17 protein-coding genes are annotated in these 13,960 nt (G+C 61.8%); 4 read left to right on the forward strand and 13 right to left on the reverse strand.

All coding sequences use genetic code 11. The features are described from left to right. Window positions 1–116: 116 nt before the first annotated feature. Complete coding sequence (locus tag ACF8EF_RS20020) at window positions 117–290, reverse strand: hypothetical protein (protein WP_392462420.1); 174 nt, start codon at window positions 288–290, stop codon at window positions 117–119. A 215-nt stretch (window positions 291–505) separates the two neighbouring features. On the opposite strand from ACF8EF_RS20020, the gene ACF8EF_RS20025 reads away from it, so the two are divergent. From ACF8EF_RS20025 to arsH, 4 genes are read left to right on the forward strand one after another with little or no spacing between them, the layout of a single operon-like run. Further along, window positions 506–853: a metalloregulator ArsR/SmtB family transcription factor gene (locus ACF8EF_RS20025; RefSeq protein WP_021782273.1), complete on the forward strand. Its 348-nt coding sequence runs from the start codon at window positions 506–508 to the stop codon at window positions 851–853. Window positions 854–874: 21 nt separating this feature from the next. Next, on the forward strand, window positions 875–2,158 hold the full coding sequence (locus ACF8EF_RS20030) for an arsenic transporter (RefSeq protein ID WP_392462422.1): 1,284 nt from the start codon (window positions 875–877) through the stop codon (window positions 2,156–2,158). Between the two features lie 28 nt (window positions 2,159–2,186). Further along, the gene (locus ACF8EF_RS20035; protein ID WP_176684069.1) at window positions 2,187–2,657 is read left to right on the forward strand and encodes an arsenate reductase ArsC; all 471 of its coding nucleotides are present in this window, start codon (window positions 2,187–2,189) and stop codon (window positions 2,655–2,657) included. 12 nt (window positions 2,658–2,669) lie between these two features. Beyond that, window positions 2,670–3,371 (forward strand): arsenical resistance protein ArsH, encoded by a 702-nt coding sequence (gene arsH, locus ACF8EF_RS20040; RefSeq protein ID WP_176684070.1) that lies wholly within the window; start codon window positions 2,670–2,672, stop codon window positions 3,369–3,371. Between the two features lie 12 nt (window positions 3,372–3,383). On the opposite strand, the gene ACF8EF_RS20045 is transcribed toward arsH, so the two are convergent. The 12 genes from ACF8EF_RS20045 to ACF8EF_RS20100 form a co-directional block, all read right to left on the reverse strand. Continuing rightward, window positions 3,384–4,748 (reverse strand): HAMP domain-containing sensor histidine kinase, encoded by a 1,365-nt coding sequence (locus tag ACF8EF_RS20045; protein ID WP_176684071.1) that lies wholly within the window; start codon window positions 4,746–4,748, stop codon window positions 3,384–3,386. Continuing rightward, window positions 4,745–5,407 carry a response regulator gene (locus ACF8EF_RS20050; RefSeq protein ID WP_010953629.1) on the reverse strand — a complete coding sequence of 221 codons (663 nt, stop codon included), beginning with the start codon at window positions 5,405–5,407 and terminating at the stop codon, window positions 4,745–4,747. The genes ACF8EF_RS20045 and ACF8EF_RS20050 overlap by 4 nt, the downstream gene beginning before the upstream one ends. A gap of 2 nt (window positions 5,408–5,409) precedes the next feature. Next, the gene (locus tag ACF8EF_RS20055) at window positions 5,410–6,051 is read right to left on the reverse strand and encodes a hypothetical protein (RefSeq protein ID WP_176684072.1); all 642 of its coding nucleotides are present in this window, start codon (window positions 6,049–6,051) and stop codon (window positions 5,410–5,412) included. Then, on the reverse strand, window positions 6,048–6,854 hold the full coding sequence (locus ACF8EF_RS20060) for an SDR family oxidoreductase (RefSeq protein ID WP_392462424.1): 807 nt from the start codon (window positions 6,852–6,854) through the stop codon (window positions 6,048–6,050). The genes ACF8EF_RS20055 and ACF8EF_RS20060 overlap by 4 nt, the downstream gene beginning before the upstream one ends. Further along, window positions 6,841–7,521: a TenA family transcriptional regulator gene (locus ACF8EF_RS20065; RefSeq protein WP_392462426.1), complete on the reverse strand. Its 681-nt coding sequence runs from the start codon at window positions 7,519–7,521 to the stop codon at window positions 6,841–6,843. The genes ACF8EF_RS20060 and ACF8EF_RS20065 overlap by 14 nt, the downstream gene beginning before the upstream one ends. 8 nt (window positions 7,522–7,529) lie before the next feature. After that, window positions 7,530–8,999, reverse strand: a complete 1,470-nt coding sequence (locus tag ACF8EF_RS20070; RefSeq protein ID WP_392529303.1) for an AMP-binding protein — start codon at window positions 8,997–8,999, stop codon at window positions 7,530–7,532. Continuing rightward, window positions 8,989–9,669, reverse strand: a complete 681-nt coding sequence (locus ACF8EF_RS20075) for a thermostable hemolysin (protein WP_392462430.1) — start codon at window positions 9,667–9,669, stop codon at window positions 8,989–8,991. The genes ACF8EF_RS20070 and ACF8EF_RS20075 overlap by 11 nt, the downstream gene beginning before the upstream one ends. A 116-nt stretch (window positions 9,670–9,785) precedes the next feature. Continuing rightward, window positions 9,786–10,583 carry an exodeoxyribonuclease III gene (gene xth, locus ACF8EF_RS20080; protein WP_176684077.1) on the reverse strand — a complete coding sequence of 266 codons (798 nt, stop codon included), beginning with the start codon at window positions 10,581–10,583 and terminating at the stop codon, window positions 9,786–9,788. Further along, window positions 10,580–10,822 carry a hypothetical protein gene (locus tag ACF8EF_RS20085; RefSeq protein ID WP_209966582.1) on the reverse strand — a complete coding sequence of 81 codons (243 nt, stop codon included), beginning with the start codon at window positions 10,820–10,822 and terminating at the stop codon, window positions 10,580–10,582. The genes xth and ACF8EF_RS20085 overlap by 4 nt, the downstream gene beginning before the upstream one ends. 66 nt (window positions 10,823–10,888) lie before the next feature. Beyond that, window positions 10,889–11,146 (reverse strand): hypothetical protein, encoded by a 258-nt coding sequence (locus ACF8EF_RS20090; protein WP_176684079.1) that lies wholly within the window; start codon window positions 11,144–11,146, stop codon window positions 10,889–10,891. A 128-nt stretch (window positions 11,147–11,274) separates the two neighbouring features. Continuing rightward, a complete protein-coding gene (locus ACF8EF_RS20095; protein WP_392462432.1) occupies window positions 11,275–12,459 on the reverse strand; it encodes a M20 aminoacylase family protein in 1,185 nt (394 codons plus the stop codon). 1 nt (window position 12,460) lies between these two features. Then, window positions 12,461–13,762, reverse strand: coding sequence for an MFS transporter (locus ACF8EF_RS20100; protein WP_176684081.1), 1,302 nt, complete (start codon window positions 13,760–13,762; stop codon window positions 12,461–12,463). Window positions 13,763–13,960: the final 198 nt, after the last annotated feature.

Raw genomic sequence — 13,960 nt, forward strand, 5'->3', positions numbered from 1 at the left:
CGTTCCGGTTCCGAGGCAAGGCTCAGCTTTCATGACCACCCCGGACTCCGCCTCGCGAATGCACAAGCCGTGAACCATCACCTGAAAGGAACGTTTCACGGCGGCTGCCGGCATCCTCAAGGCTTTACAGTGCGCCCTTTTTTCCACTGCGCTCTGGAGACACCTTCAGAGTAACCGGTGACACCGATCGCTACCTGCTGAATGCGGCCGCCATGCTGAAGGAAGGCCTCGACCTGCTCGCAGATGCGCACATGGGCTTTTTGGGCCGCGCTAGGGTACGTCTGAGACATGTTGGCCTCTCGGTTATGAGCCACTGAACGACAGTCACCCGAGCAGGCACTATACACCCTGCATTGCCATCAGGGCCTGAAGCCTGCCAGAACCCTGCTTTTTGTCGACCGGAGGGGCCATGGCCATGCTGGGCTGCATGCGCCCACGCCCAAGAATGCTTGCCTGCACATATGGTAATACGTATATTCGGTTTTCCATATGTGCAGGCACCCCCATGATCACTCCGCCCGATGTCTTCAAGAGCCTCTCTGACGAAACCCGCGCTCGCGCCACCCTGCTTATCGCCAGCCTGGGCGAACTGTGCGTCTGCGAACTGATGTGCGCGCTGGACGACAGCCAGCCCAAGATCAGTCGCCATCTGGCACAACTGCGCAGCAATGGCATGCTGCTGGACCGCCGTCAGGGCCAGTGGGTGTATTACCGCTTGAATCCGGAGCTGCCTTCCTGGGTTCACGAGATGCTGCAGGTCACCTTGCAAGCCAATTCGCAATGGCTGGCAGACAACGCCCTTCGGCTGAAGAACATGGACGGCCGCCCCGTTCGTGATTCGGCCTGCTGCTGATCATCACCAAGCGAGATATTCATGCTGCCCGCCATTGCTGTCTTCGTATTCACCCTCATATTGGTCATCTGGCAGCCCAAGGGGCTCGGGGTCGGCTGGAGCGCCGCGCTAGGCGCCCTCATCGCCCTGGCTGCAGGTGTAGTTTCCCTGCATGACATCCCTGCCGTATGGGCCATTGTCTGGAACGCCACCGCCACGTTCATCGCGGTCATCATCATCAGCTTGCTGCTGGATGAGGCGGGTTTCTTCGAATGGGCCGCATTGCATGTAGCGCGCTGGGCAAACGGCGGCGGCTACCGCCTGTTCGCCTTCTGTGTACTGCTCGGTGCCGCTGTATCGGCGCTGTTCGCCAACGACGGTGCGGCGCTGATCCTCACCCCCATCGTCATGTCGATGCTGCTCGCGCTGCGCTTTTCGCCTGCAGCGACACTGGCCTTTGTCATGGCAGCAGGCTTCATTGCCGACACGGCAAGCCTGCCGCTGGTGGTCTCCAACCTGGTCAACATCGTTTCGGCCGACTACTTCGGCCTGGGCTTCGCCGAATACGCATCGGTGATGGTGCCGGTGAATATCGCCAGCGTGGCGGCTACCCTGCTGGTGCTATTTCTGTTCTTCCGTCGTGATATCCCCAAGCAGTACGCGCTCGATGCGCTGAAGGCGCCGAGCGAGGCAATTCACGACCACGCCACCTTCAAAGTCGGTTGGTGGGTGCTGCTGGTGTTGCTTGCAGGCCTGTTCGCACTGGAACCTCTGGGTATCCCGATCAGTGCGGTGGCCGCCGTCTGTGCCGTAATCCTCTTTGCCGTGGCCGCTCGCGGTCACCGCATCTCAACCCGTCGCGTGTTGCGGGAAGCGCCGTGGCAGGTGGTGATCTTTTCTCTGGGCATGTATCTGGTGGTGTACGGCCTGAAGAACGCCGGCCTTACCGACATGCTCACCCAGCTGCTGGACTGGCTTGCCGGGCACGGACTGTGGAGCGCGGCCATTGGCACCGGGTTGATCTCCGCGCTGCTGTCCTCAGTCATGAACAACATGCCCAGCGTGCTGATCGGCGCATTGTCGATCCAGGCCAGCGGCGCAGAGGGCCTGGTACGTGAGGCGATGATCTACGCCAACGTCATCGGCTGCGACCTCGGCCCGAAGATCACCCCGATCGGCAGCCTCGCCACGCTGCTTTGGCTGCATGTGCTGGCGCGTAAAGGCATGCGCATCACCTGGGGTTACTACTTCAAGGTCGGCCTGCTGCTCACGGTACCGGTTTTGCTGATCACCCTTTCTGCTCTGGCACTGCGCCTGAGCCTCTGACGTTCGCCCCCCAGCGGAGGAGCCCTCCATGCGAGTCCTGTTCATGTGCACGGCCAACAGCTGCCGCAGCATCCTTTCCGAAGCAATGTTCAACCACCTGGCACCGCCCGGTTTCGAGGCAGTCAGCTCTGGCAGCTTCCCCAAGGGCCAGGTGTTGCCACGCAGCCTGAGCACGTTGCAGCAGGCCAATATCTCGACCGAGGGCCTGAGCAGCAAAGGCAACGATGCGTTCGAGGGCAACCCGCCAGACATCGTCATCACCGTCTGCGACAAGGCCGCAGGCGAAGCCTGCCCGGTGTATTTCGGCCCTGCGCTGAAGTCACATTGGGGGCTGGAAGACCCGTCCGATGTCGTGGGTGACGAAGCTACGGTCGATGCGGCTTTCCGGGCCACACTGGCCCGCATCGAATCTCGCTGCCAAGCCTTCTTCGCACTGCCGTTCGATCAACTCGACCGCGCGCAGCTCAAGCACGCGCTGGATCGCATCGGCTCGCTTTGAACAGGAAAAAACATGTCCGAGCAACTGCCTAACCTCGACCTCACGCTGTTCGACCTGCCGCCTTCGGCAACCCGAGCCTGCGAACACAAACCACGCATCCTGCTGCTATACGGGTCTACCCGAGAACGCTCCTTCAGTCGCTTGCTGGTAGAAGAAGCCGCACGCCTACTGGAGCACTTCGGTGCTGAAACCCGCACCTTCGACCCGTCGGGCCTGCCGCTGCCTGACGATGTACCCGTGGAGCATCCCAAAGTGCAGGAGCTGCGTGACCTGGTGCAGTGGTCAGAAGGCCAGGTGTGGTGCTCGCCGGAGCGCCATGGGGCGATGTCGGCGGTGTTCAAGGCACAGATTGACTGGATTCCCTTGGCGCTGGGTGCGCTGCGCCCCACCCAAGGCAAGACCCTGGCCGTGATGCAGGTGTGCGGCGGCTCGCAGTCGTTCAACGTGGTCAACCAGTTGCGCGTGCTGGGCCGCTGGATGCGGATGTTCACCATCCCGAACCAGTCTTCGGTGCCCAAGGCTTATCTGGAGTTCGACGATGCCGGGCGGATGAAGCCATCGCCCTACTACGATCGCGTGGTTGATGTCATGGAGGAGCTGGTGAAGTTCACCGTCCTGCTACGCGACCGCCAGGCATTCCTGGTGGATCGCTATTCGGAGCGCAAGGAAAGCGCCGAGCAGCTATCTGAGCGGGTCAATCAGCGATCAATCTGAAGCAAAGGTGATTCAGGACAGTGGAAACGACAAGCTAGCGGCCAGCCCGCCAGCGGCTCTGTTTTCAAGACGTATCTGCCCCCCCATGCGGTCGATGATCGTCGCGACGATGGAGAGCCCAAGGCCAGCACCATTTGGGCTATTGCGGCTATAAAAGCGCTCGAATACACGAGAAAGGCTCTCCTCATCGATACCCGTCCCTTCATCCTCGACGACCAGTTCGACGCTGCTGTCCAGGCGCTTCAGTGACACGGCTATCCGCCCCCCAGGCGGTGAATGTTCTACCGCGTTGGACACCAGGTTCTGTAGCGCAATGCCCAGCGCGCCGGCGTCGATCTGCAGGTGGTGGTCCCCTTCGTCGATGTCCAGCGAGGGTTCCAGGCCACGGTCCAGTATCCATGGGGTCAGTTCAGCCAGGGTTTCGGTGACGACCTCGGCCAGGTCGACCCGGGTGCTGGCTCGCTGCCCCAGTCTTGGCTCGACGCGGGCCAATGTCAGCAACTGGTTGACCACCCGTGTCAGCCGATCGACCCCGCCCACAAGAAAGCCCAGGGCTTTCTGGCGCTCGGCATCATTGCTGGCGGCCAGCGCGTTCTGCGCGTGCAGCCGCAGTACGGCCAGAGGCGTACGCATTTCGTGGGCAGCATCGGCAATGAAGCGATGTTCACGCCGCAGCAGATCGTCGATCTGCGCCAGCAAGCGATTGATGGCGGCCTGCATGGGCTCCAGTTCAGTGGGAAGCGGTACCAGTTGCAGCGGCTCCAGCGAATCGGCATGGCGTCTGCGGATGACATTGGCCATGTTCTGCAGTGGCCTCAGCCCCCAGCCGATCGCAGCCCACACCAGCAGTGCCAACGCCAGGCTGCCAAGCAGGAACGGGAACAGCGTGTGGCGAACGATGCGGTCGATCAGGTCGTAGCGCACATCATCACGTTCACCCACCCAGATAAGCCAGTGTTTTTCCGGCACCGGCAAAACGAAGCCGCGCCATTGTTCACCGCCACTGGAAAAGTCGTAGAACCCTGGAGCAGTAGGTGGTGGGTCGATTGGCGGCGCACTGGGTGTATGCACCAGCAACGCCATGCCTTCCCCCCAGACCTGGAACGCCAGTTTGCTTTCGTAAGGGTGCCCCACCTGATGGCGCCCTGCTTTGCCCAAGGCGTCATTGAAGGCCTGATAAAGCGCATCACGCGAGCCCTCTTGTACCGGCATGCTCATGACGCCTTGCAGCAAACGCGCGTTCTGGGCCAGGTGCGCGTCATACACCTCGTTAATTTCGTGGCTGCTGTCGTGGTAGTTATAGAGCGCGAGCAAGCCGGTACCGAGCAGCAGCAAGAGCATCACGCGCCACAGCGTGCGCTGGCGAAGCGAGGTCATGCCTTGACCTCGACCAGATAGCCGATGCCGCGCACCGTGCGAATCAGGCCGTTGAACAGCTTCTTGCGCAGGTGGTAGATGTTCACCTCCAGCGTGTTGCTCTCCGGCTCTTCATCCCAGCCATACAGCAACTGAGTCAGGCGCTCACGCGTGAATACCTTGCCGGGCTGTGCCAGCAGCTCATGCAACAGCACATACTCTTTGGGGGTGAGCACAACCTCGACGCCGTTGTATTGCACTTGCTGGGTGGTCGGGTCCAGGCTGACCCCGGCATGCTCGATCAGCACCTTGGCGCGCCCGACGCTGCGCCGCAGCAAGGCGCGCAAGCGTGCCTTGAGCTCGTTGAGGTCGAAAGGCTTGACCAGGTAATCATCGGCGCCTGCATCCAGGCCGGCAATGCGATCATCGAGGGCATCCCGTGCGGTGAGAATCAGCACCGGCAAACTGTCGCCGCCGGCGCGTAACCGCCTGAGTAGCTCGAGGCCATCCATACGGGGCAATCCAAGATCCAGGATCACCAGGTCGAAGGTCTCGTGCTGCAACGCATGCAAGCCACTGACACCGTCGCGCAACCAGTCGAGGGTGTAGCCCTCCTGGCGCAAGCCGTCGCAGATCCCTTCCCCCAGCGCGATGTCATCCTCAACCAGCAACAGCCGCATGTTCAGTCCTGTTTGTCCTTGATGGCCTTGAGTAAAGCATCTATATCGGCACGCCGGCCCTGGTCAGCCAACTCACGCCCCGGCCGGGGCGGTGCCTGCAAGGCTTTCTGCAGGGCTGCGGTAGCTTCAGGGTAGCGCTTTTGCCGATACAGATGATCGGCCCAGAAATAGTTGCTGTCGATACCGTTGGGGTTGATCTGCAAGGCTTTGCGCAGCATCTTGTCGGCCATCTCGGCATCGCCGAAACCGATAGGCCAGCCGGGCACCTGGTCATACAGCGTGCCCAGGCTGGTGTAGGCCGAACCCTGCAGGGCGTTGGGGTCCAGCTTCATGGCCTGCTCCAGGCTGGCTTTCGCCGCCTTGACCTTGCCCAGTGCACCGAGGCCACCCGTCGCCCCCGCCCAACTGCTGTTGATGATGCCCTCCCAGATCAAGGGTTCAGGTGTGCCGGGATACTGATGAACAAATGTTGCTGCATCGCCTGCCAGCTTTTCGAAGGCGTCGGCACGCTTATCCTTGGGCATTTGGTACTGAATCTGCGCCCAGCGCTGCTGCAGATCACTCAGGCGCTGGCTGCCTGCCTGGTCCAATGCCCAGGTGAAGGGTGCAAATGCCAGCAAGCTGGCGATGAACAGACGCTTCATTGGTTCGACTCCTTGGAATGGCTACCGATATAGCGGCGAATGACGGGCAGTTGCTTGCGCAGTGCGCGGTCGACCATGCCCGGCAACATGCCGTTGATTCGCACGAAGAGCTTTTCCGGCCACCCCAGATAAAGTTCGGTGCGCTCGGATTGCACCGCCTGAAGCACAGCACGAGCGACGTCCGCAGGGTCGTCCATGCCAACTTTAAGCGCTTGATTGAGCGCAGTCGCGGCGCTGCTGTTCATCGTTGTACGGGTTGCCCGTGGGGCGGCATACAGCACGTTCACCGTGGTATCGGCCAACTCGCGGCGCAGCGCTTCCGAAAAACCACGCAGCGCAAACTTGCTGGCGCAGTAAGTGGCGTAGCCGGGGTAGCCGATCGACCCATAGGTCGACCCGACATTCACCACCAACGCCTTGGGCTGAGCACGCAGCAACGGCAGGCAGGCCCGTGTCAGCTGCAAGGGCGCCTTCAGGTTGATGTCCAATAGCTCGTCCAGCGCATGCTCATCCAGCTGGTCGAGCAGAGCGAAGCGATTCACGCCTGCCGCGTTGATCAGCACATTGACAGCCCCCATCTCGCGTGCCCGCTCGATGACGTGTTCGCGCCCTGACTGGCTGCGCAGGTCGGCTTCCTGCCAGCGCAGCCGGTCGGGGTACCGATTCATCAGGCCAGCCAGCTTGCCCACATGCCGGCTGACCGCCAACACTTGGGCACCGGCAGCGCAGAGCTGTTCAGCCAGTTCCAGGCCTATGCCCCCACTGGCGCCGGTGAGGATCACCACGGACTCAGCCAAACGCATGATGCACCTCTTGCTGCCCGGCACGCGGCAGGCCCTGGAACATCTCGGTGTACAAGCGGTAGACGACCTTGGCCGCATGGAGGACGGCCTGCTGGTCACCGGCATCGTCGAGGCGGTCCATCAACTGTTTGTAGGTCACCATGTGGTCCTGGTCGAGCGCACCGTGCGAGCTGAGGTAGCTGAACGCCTGGTCAGGCAGGGCCAATGTGTTCTGGATAACGCCCGCCGCCTGGGTGGCCAGGGCGATGCTGGTGCCTTCGAGCACGTTGACCATGCCGAACAACCCGACCGGGTTGCCGCGGGCGATCAGGTCGTACAGGTAGGCGACCATCAGCTCGATGGATTGCACCGGCTGGCCATCGCGCACGGCCTCCCAGTCACCGCCGCACGCTTTGATGTCGTCGAGGATCCACTGCTCGTGGCCGTATTCCTCCTCGATGTATTCGCAGACCGCGCCGCGCAGCCACTCCAGCCGTAGCGGCAATCGTGCCCCACAGGCCATCATCAGCGGCACGGTATGGCGCACATGGTAATAGGCCTGGGTCAGGAACGCGACGTAGCTGTCCAGGCTGACCTGGCCGGCCAGGGCCTCGCGGATCACCGGTACGGCGAACAGCGCCTGACGCTCTTGGGCGGTTTGTACTTGCAGGGTGTCGAAAAAGGACATTGTGAGCCTCACAACGAGATGTCGGATAACAGGGTGTGGTAACGCTGCAAGATCGCCTCACGTCGCGGGCGGCCATTGGCAGTCAGGGTTTCGTCAAGCGTACTCAGAGGCACAGGTAAACGGCGCCAGGCGTGCACCCGGGCGTAATCGGGCAACCGCACGTTGCATTGCTGTACGGCCTGTTCGATGGCCTCGTCGCTGATGCCGGGATCCAGTGGCCAGAGCAAGGCAAGGTTGTTTGGCAGGGCTTCGCCATGCACGAAAGCCTGGGCGATCACGCCACTTTGGCTCAGCTCGGCTTCCACCCACTCCGGGTTGACGTTGCGCCCGAAGCTGGTAATGAACTGGTGCTTCTTGCGGCCATCCAGATACAGGTAGCCATCCTCATCGAGGTGGCCTACATCGCCTGTTGCCCACCACTGCCCGGTTACAGGCGGCTCTCCCAGGTAGCCCAGCAATATCGAGCCGGCCACCAGAACTTCGCCATCCTCGGCGATGCGCACCTGCACATGCGGCAACGGCTTGCCAACGCTCCCCGGGCGTACAGCCCCTGTGCGGTTGAGCGCCACTACCGAGGCGCACTCGGACAAGCCGTAACCTTCGAACACCGGCAAACCGACCGCCTCGGCCCGCGCGAGCAGGCTTGGCGATACCCGAGCACCGCCTACCGCCACCAAACGCAGAGGGCCGACCCGCATCAGGCCACGCTCGATCGCTGTCACCAACCCCATCAGCAGTTGCGGCACCAGGATCAGGCTCTGCGCACCACTGAGGGCGATTGCGCCCAGCAGGCGCTTGAAGTCGACCTGGCTTGCCCCACCCATCCCCAACTGCTGCTGTGGATAGAGCTGCACACAAGCGCCAGCCATGAGCGCGGCGTAGACGCCCAGGTTTTCCAGCAAAACGCCCAGTGGCAGTACCGCCAGGTATCGCTGCGGCTCGGCTGGGCGGCTGGCGGTCTCCAGCTCATGCGCCACACGCAGCATGGTTTCAGCGCTCAGGCACACGCCTTTGGGCGTGCCGGTGCTACCGGAGGTGTAAGTGATCTTGGCAGTGCCCTCAGGCAGCGCCGGGGCGACAACACTGTCACGCAGCCAGACATTAGCTGGTGCCTGCCGGTCAAAGCCAAGCGCAGTGAGCTGATCAGCCCACTGCGCCTCGCACACCACCGCCGTGACTCCGCTTTGCTGCAAGCAGTGCTGGAACTGGGCTGCGCTGAAAAACGACGGCACTGTCACACTGGCACGTTCAGCGAACAGCGCCGCCAGATCCCAGAATAGCGCTTCGGGCCCGTTATCCAGCACCACGGCGAAGGTTCCTGCAGGTTGGTTGCGCAGGCTGGCCGCGCGAGATTCGACTTCGTCGAGCAGTTGCTGGTAGGTGTAACGCTGCGCATTTCCCTGGACGGCCACGGCGTCAGGATGTTCCAGGGCGTGTTGGCGCAACAGTGCCTGAAAGGCTGTCAGTTCATGCCGCATGGCCGGTCTCCAGGGCTAACATGGGAAACCCAAGCCGCTCGAACATGCCCGCCTGCTTCAGGGCATCGAAGCCAAAGCCTATGTTGCCGGCAAATACCTGTGGTCGCTGGTCGTAGTAAGTCCCCCATTGGTCCACTTGGCCCTGCAAGCGCGCAGGATCCGCTGAGGCCAGAACAGTGGGCACCAGCCCCAGTCGCCGGAAACTGTTGAACAGTGTCGCGGCGCCCGTGAATGCCACCCACTCCAAACCGCGCATGGCCAGCAACCACGTCACGGCGATGATCATTATTCGAGCGCTGCCGGCGCTGAGCGAGGCCAGGTTGCCTACTTCTACCATGCAGTTGCGATCCGCTGAGGCACCGGTTACCCGTGAAACAGCAGATTCCAGAGGCTCGTCCAGATACCGCTCAAGGAAGAGCGGCCCTTCGCTGGCCGGTCGCATGCCTGCCGCCGCGATCAGGCGACCGTGGCTACCCTGCAAGGCAAGCAGTTCCGGCAGGTAATGTTTCACATCCGCCTGGTGCACACTGGCAAAGCGCTCGTGTATGAAGTGCTCCAGTTCGCCGCGCCCTTGATCGCCGCTGAGGTGAAGAGAAAGATGCGCCTGATGATCGGCATGGCTACCGATGGGTAACGGAAGCAAACTGTGCCATTGATGAGTCTGAGTCATGAAATTTCCCCGCCTGGGTGCGACGGAGGGAATTATCGGGGCCGAATCTGAATGCAATCTGAAGTCGGCTACTGTCGGAACGCCTTAGCCCGGCGCTCGTTCATGTGCTGCATTCACTATGATCGAGCACGACGCGTACCCAGCTCGATCCAGACGGGCGCATGGTCGCTGGCCTTGGCCTCGTTGCGCACCCATGCATCGACACCCGCCCGTTTCAAATAAGGCGCAAGCTCGTGGTTGAGCAACAGGTGATCGATTCGCAACCCAGCATTGCGGGCCCAGTGGTTACGGAAATAGTCCCAGAAGGTGTAGACACGCTCGTCCGGGTACAGATGGCGTATGGCATCGAGCCAGCCCTGGTCTAGCAGTCGTTGGTAACACGCTCGCGACTCGGGCTGCAGCAGTGCGTCCTTCAGCCAGGAACGCGGGTTGTAGATATCCATGTCGGTGGGCACGACATTGAAATCCCCTGCCAGCAGCGTGGGGTGGCCACTTTCATAGAGGCTGCGCGCATGCTGGATCAGGCATTCGAACCAGTGCAGCTTGTAATCGAACTTGGGCCCGGGCTGCGGGTTGCCGTTCGGCAGGTAGAGACAAGCGACCAACACCCCGTGTGCAGCGGCTTCCAGATAGCGGCTCTGGCTGTCCTCTTCCATGCCGGGCAAACCGCGGCGAACCTCGAGCGGATCGCTGCCCCGCACCAGAATGGCCACGCCGTTCCATGACGGTTGCCCATGATGAAGGCTGCCATAGCCTGCCGCCTCCAGCTCCGCACGAGGGAACTGCTGATCGGCCGCCTTCAGCTCCTGCAGGCAGGCGATGTCGGGCTGCTCCCGCTCCAGCCAGGCCAGCAGCGCCGGCAAACGGCTGCGGATGCCATTGATGTTGAAGGTGGCAATCTTCAGCGCTTTCATGCGTCCGGGTCGCTCACATGGGCCTGCACGGCATCTTCCAGCGCGCGGATATGCGCCTCAGCGGCCAGCGCCTTGAGCGCCAACCAGTCGTCCCAATCGATGGCACCGTCGTCGCGCAGGGCCTCGGCTGTGCGAAGCAGTTCATGGTGGTAGGCATCCGGTGACGCGCGCCGGTAACTGATGTCGTCGTACTGGGCGTACCAGGCTTCAAGCGCGGCAATGTTGCGTTCGATGCTCATGAAAGCGTCCTCGCTGTACCCTTTGCTTGTCAGAACCTGGGCACAGCGCGACGTTCAATCAGGGCGTCACTGAAAGTAATGGGGATACAGCGCCATGTCGCTCTCCAGCTTGTCCGCATCCGCTGCCCTCTTGCGCACTTCGGCATAAAAAAGCTGGCACTGGTTCTGAAACCTGGTGAAATCGCGGTTGGCAGCTTCAATGGCACTGCTCAGGTCGCTCCCCTCAAGGCCCTCGACAAGTCGCTGTGACGAGGTATACGCCTGCCAGCAGGCTTCAACCTGCTGCAGCCCCTTTGCAAGGTTCTCGGTGTCGATAGTCGCCATTGCTGCACCCTCTTTGGACCGACCCTGGTCCGTCGGTGTGAATCGCCAGAGCGACGATAACGGGATGAAGCCTGTAACGACGCGCTTCGGCTGAGAGCGTAGACCATTCCAGCGCAGATCACGCAGGGTCAACGCAGATAGTCCTGAACCCACTTCACCCAGCAATCAGCGCCAATCTTCACCAAGGCATCATTGAAATCGTAGTGGGGGTTATGCACCGAGCAACCATGGAACTCGCCCGTGCCATTGCCCAGCATGAAGTAACAGCCAGGCCGCGCCTGCAACATGTAGGCAAAGTCTTCGGTGCCCATGACCTTCTTCGGCATCTTGTCCAGCAGCGCGCCGTCGGCGAACAGCGGCCTCAGGCTGTCACGCAGCAACGCGCTTTCGTGATCGCTGTTGCACAAGGCGGGTGCCAGTTGGGTGAATTGCACATCGATCTCCACGCCATAGCTTTCTGCGTGCCCCTTGGCCAGGGCGTCAATGCGGCTGTTGATCTTCTGCTGGGTCTGGGCCGTGTCGGTGCGCACGCTCAGCAACATGCAGGCCTCGTCAGGGATGATGTTGTAGACGGTGCCGGCCTGGATCATGCCGATGCTGATCACGGCGTAGTCCTCGACGCTCAGGTTGCGCGACTTGATGGTCTGGATGCCACTGATCAGGCTGTTCAACGCCATCACCGGGTCTACCGACAGTTCCGGCATCGCCCCATGCCCGCCTTTACCGGTAATCCGAATGCTGACACGTTCGGAAGACGCCATGGTGGGCCCCGCCTGCACCACGCACGTGCCCACCGGCAGGCCGGGCATGTTATGCAGCGCATACACCGAGTCGCACGGAAAGCGCTCGAACAAGCCGTCGTCGATCATCGCCTTGGCCCCCGCCAGGCCTTCCTCGTCGGGCTGGAATATCACGTTCAACGTCCCGTTGAACTGGCGTGTAGCCGCCAGTTGCGCAGCGGCTGCCAGCAGGATCGCGGTATGCCCGTCATGGCCACAGGCATGCATGCGGCCGGGGATCTTGCTGGCATGCGCAAACGCATTCTTCTCGCCCATGGGCAGTGCGTCCATGTCGGCGCGTAAACCGATGCTGCGCGGGCTGTCGCCCACTTTCAGCACGCCGACCACTCCATGCCCGCCCACATTGCGATGCACTTCATAGCCCAACGCTTGCAGCTTATCGGCTACCAGGGCCGCCGTATCGGGGGTGTCGCCGCCAATTTCCGGCGCAGCGTGGATCTGCCGGCGCAGCATGACGAACTCATCCAGCTCGGCGGCTGAGCCCGGTGTTTGATTGCTCTGCAAAATACCCATGTCACTCGCATCCTTTGTTTTCAGGGAAGTATCTGAGGCAGGCCAGGCTGACAACGCCGCCGGCCAGCAGGAAGTAGGCTGGCGCCAACGGCGTGCCCAGCGCTGCAATCAGCCAGGTGGCCACCAACGGCGAAAAACCACCGAACAGGGTCACACCCAGGCTGTAGCTGACCGAGGTGCCGAAGGAGCGCCTGGCCTTCGGGAAGCCCTCCATGATCAGCGCGAAGAACGCACCGGCACCGATGCAGGTCGGCAAGATCAGGATCGCCACGCCCATCATGGCCAGGCCCATGTGCTGCACGTGCCCAAGCAGATAGAACACGGGCAGGGTCAACACCACCGGCGCGGCGACCGTCCACACCAGCAGGCGTTTTCTGAGCTGATACTTGTCGGCGAATTTACCGGCCAACGGGCAGATGACTGCCATGCAGCCGCTACTGATACAGGCAATTGCCATCGCGCTGCCGGATGGGTAATGCAAGGCCGTGGTCAGGTAGGTCGGCATGTAGAACACGAACAGGTACATGCCAATGGTCGAGCTGGCCATCAGGCCGATGCCTTGGGCGATGCGTTTGAGCAGTTCGGCATCCAGCCCCTGCTCTGCCTTCTGCGCCGGTGCGGCCTCATGGGTTTCCGGCAACCGTGTGCGTATATACCAACCGACCGGCCCGATCAGCAGGCCGAAGATGAACGGTATGCGCCATCCCCAGCTTTCCAGCGCGGAAGGGTCGAGCAACTGGCTGAGGGCCAGGCCAAAGCCGGCCCCCACCAAGGCGGCATAGCCCTGGCTGGCAGCCTGCCAGCTGACGCTCTGGCAGCGATTGCCGACCGCACTGGATTCCATCAGGAACACCGACGCGGTACCGACCTCCCCGCCTGCCGACATGCCCTGGATCAGCCGGCCGGTCACCAGCAGCAACGTGGCGAAAATCCCGATCTGTGAATACGTGGGCGCAAAAGCAATCATTGCTGTGCCCAGGGTCATCAGCCCGATGGTCAGGCTCAAAGCGGCCTTGCGTCCATGCCGGTCCGCATAGCGACCGATGACCATCGCCCCGACCGGGCGCATCAGAAAACCGACGCCAAAAGTGGCCAGCGACATCAACAACGACGCCATGGCCGAGTCGGAGGGAAAGAAATGCTTGCCGATCAGTACAGCGAAGAAGCTGTAGATCGTGAAGTCGTACATTTCCAGCGCATTGCCCAGCGAGCAGGCGACCAAGGTTTTACGGGAGGACGACACCTGCGCGGCTGAATGCGCACCTTTTTGCAGGCTCGGCGATGTGGGTAGCGGTCTGATCATTGTTATCTCCGTTGGCAAATCGCGGCGTGCAGCGAATATCAGCCAATCGGGCACTCAATACACTTGCGCTTTCGGCATGTGCCTAACCAATGGTTAATTACCCGGAACGATCGTTGGCCAAAATGCCCTGAGCTGGCGCACCGTTCGCCCTCGCTCCGCGCGCGGCCCCAAAAACGCCCACAAACCAGCATCCGTAGC

This window comes from Pseudomonas sp. zjy_15, from assembly GCF_043101865.1.
In the GTDB taxonomy this organism is placed as follows: Bacteria; Pseudomonadota; Gammaproteobacteria; order Pseudomonadales; family Pseudomonadaceae; genus Aquipseudomonas; species Aquipseudomonas putida_Y.

Excerpts from the sequence above, each read along its gene's own strand:
- ACF8EF_RS20055 (WP_176684072.1), bottom strand. The coding sequence starts at position 6,051 with ATGAAGCGTCTGTTCATCGCCAGCTTGCTGGCATTTGCACCCTTCACC.
- ACF8EF_RS20045 (WP_176684071.1), bottom strand. The coding sequence starts at position 4,748 with ATGACCTCGCTTCGCCAGCGCACGCTGTGGCGCGTGATGCTCTTGCTG.
- ACF8EF_RS20100 (WP_176684081.1), bottom strand. The coding sequence starts at position 13,762 with ATGATCAGACCGCTACCCACATCGCCGAGCCTGCAAAAAGGTGCGCAT.
- ACF8EF_RS20060 (WP_392462424.1), bottom strand. The coding sequence starts at position 6,854 with ATGCGTTTGGCTGAGTCCGTGGTGATCCTCACCGGCGCCAGTGGGGGC.
- ACF8EF_RS20050 (WP_010953629.1), bottom strand. The coding sequence starts at position 5,407 with ATGCGGCTGTTGCTGGTTGAGGATGACATCGCGCTGGGGGAAGGGATC.
- ACF8EF_RS20020 (WP_392462420.1), bottom strand. The coding sequence starts at position 290 with ATGTCTCAGACGTACCCTAGCGCGGCCCAAAAAGCCCATGTGCGCATC.
- ACF8EF_RS20095 (WP_392462432.1), bottom strand. The coding sequence starts at position 12,459 with ATGGGTATTTTGCAGAGCAATCAAACACCGGGCTCAGCCGCCGAGCTG.
- ACF8EF_RS20090 (WP_176684079.1), bottom strand. The coding sequence starts at position 11,146 with ATGGCGACTATCGACACCGAGAACCTTGCAAAGGGGCTGCAGCAGGTT.
- xth (WP_176684077.1), bottom strand. The coding sequence starts at position 10,583 with ATGAAAGCGCTGAAGATTGCCACCTTCAACATCAATGGCATCCGCAGC.
- ACF8EF_RS20025 (WP_021782273.1), top strand. The coding sequence starts at position 506 with ATGATCACTCCGCCCGATGTCTTCAAGAGCCTCTCTGACGAAACCCGC.
- ACF8EF_RS20030 (WP_392462422.1), top strand. The coding sequence starts at position 875 with ATGCTGCCCGCCATTGCTGTCTTCGTATTCACCCTCATATTGGTCATC.
- ACF8EF_RS20035 (WP_176684069.1), top strand. The coding sequence starts at position 2,187 with ATGCGAGTCCTGTTCATGTGCACGGCCAACAGCTGCCGCAGCATCCTT.
- ACF8EF_RS20065 (WP_392462426.1), bottom strand. The coding sequence starts at position 7,521 with ATGTCCTTTTTCGACACCCTGCAAGTACAAACCGCCCAAGAGCGTCAG.
- arsH (WP_176684070.1), top strand. The coding sequence starts at position 2,670 with ATGTCCGAGCAACTGCCTAACCTCGACCTCACGCTGTTCGACCTGCCG.
- ACF8EF_RS20075 (WP_392462430.1), bottom strand. The coding sequence starts at position 9,669 with ATGACTCAGACTCATCAATGGCACAGTTTGCTTCCGTTACCCATCGGT.
- ACF8EF_RS20085 (WP_209966582.1), bottom strand. The coding sequence starts at position 10,822 with ATGAGCATCGAACGCAACATTGCCGCGCTTGAAGCCTGGTACGCCCAG.
- ACF8EF_RS20070 (WP_392529303.1), bottom strand. The coding sequence starts at position 8,999 with ATGCGGCATGAACTGACAGCCTTTCAGGCACTGTTGCGCCAACACGCC.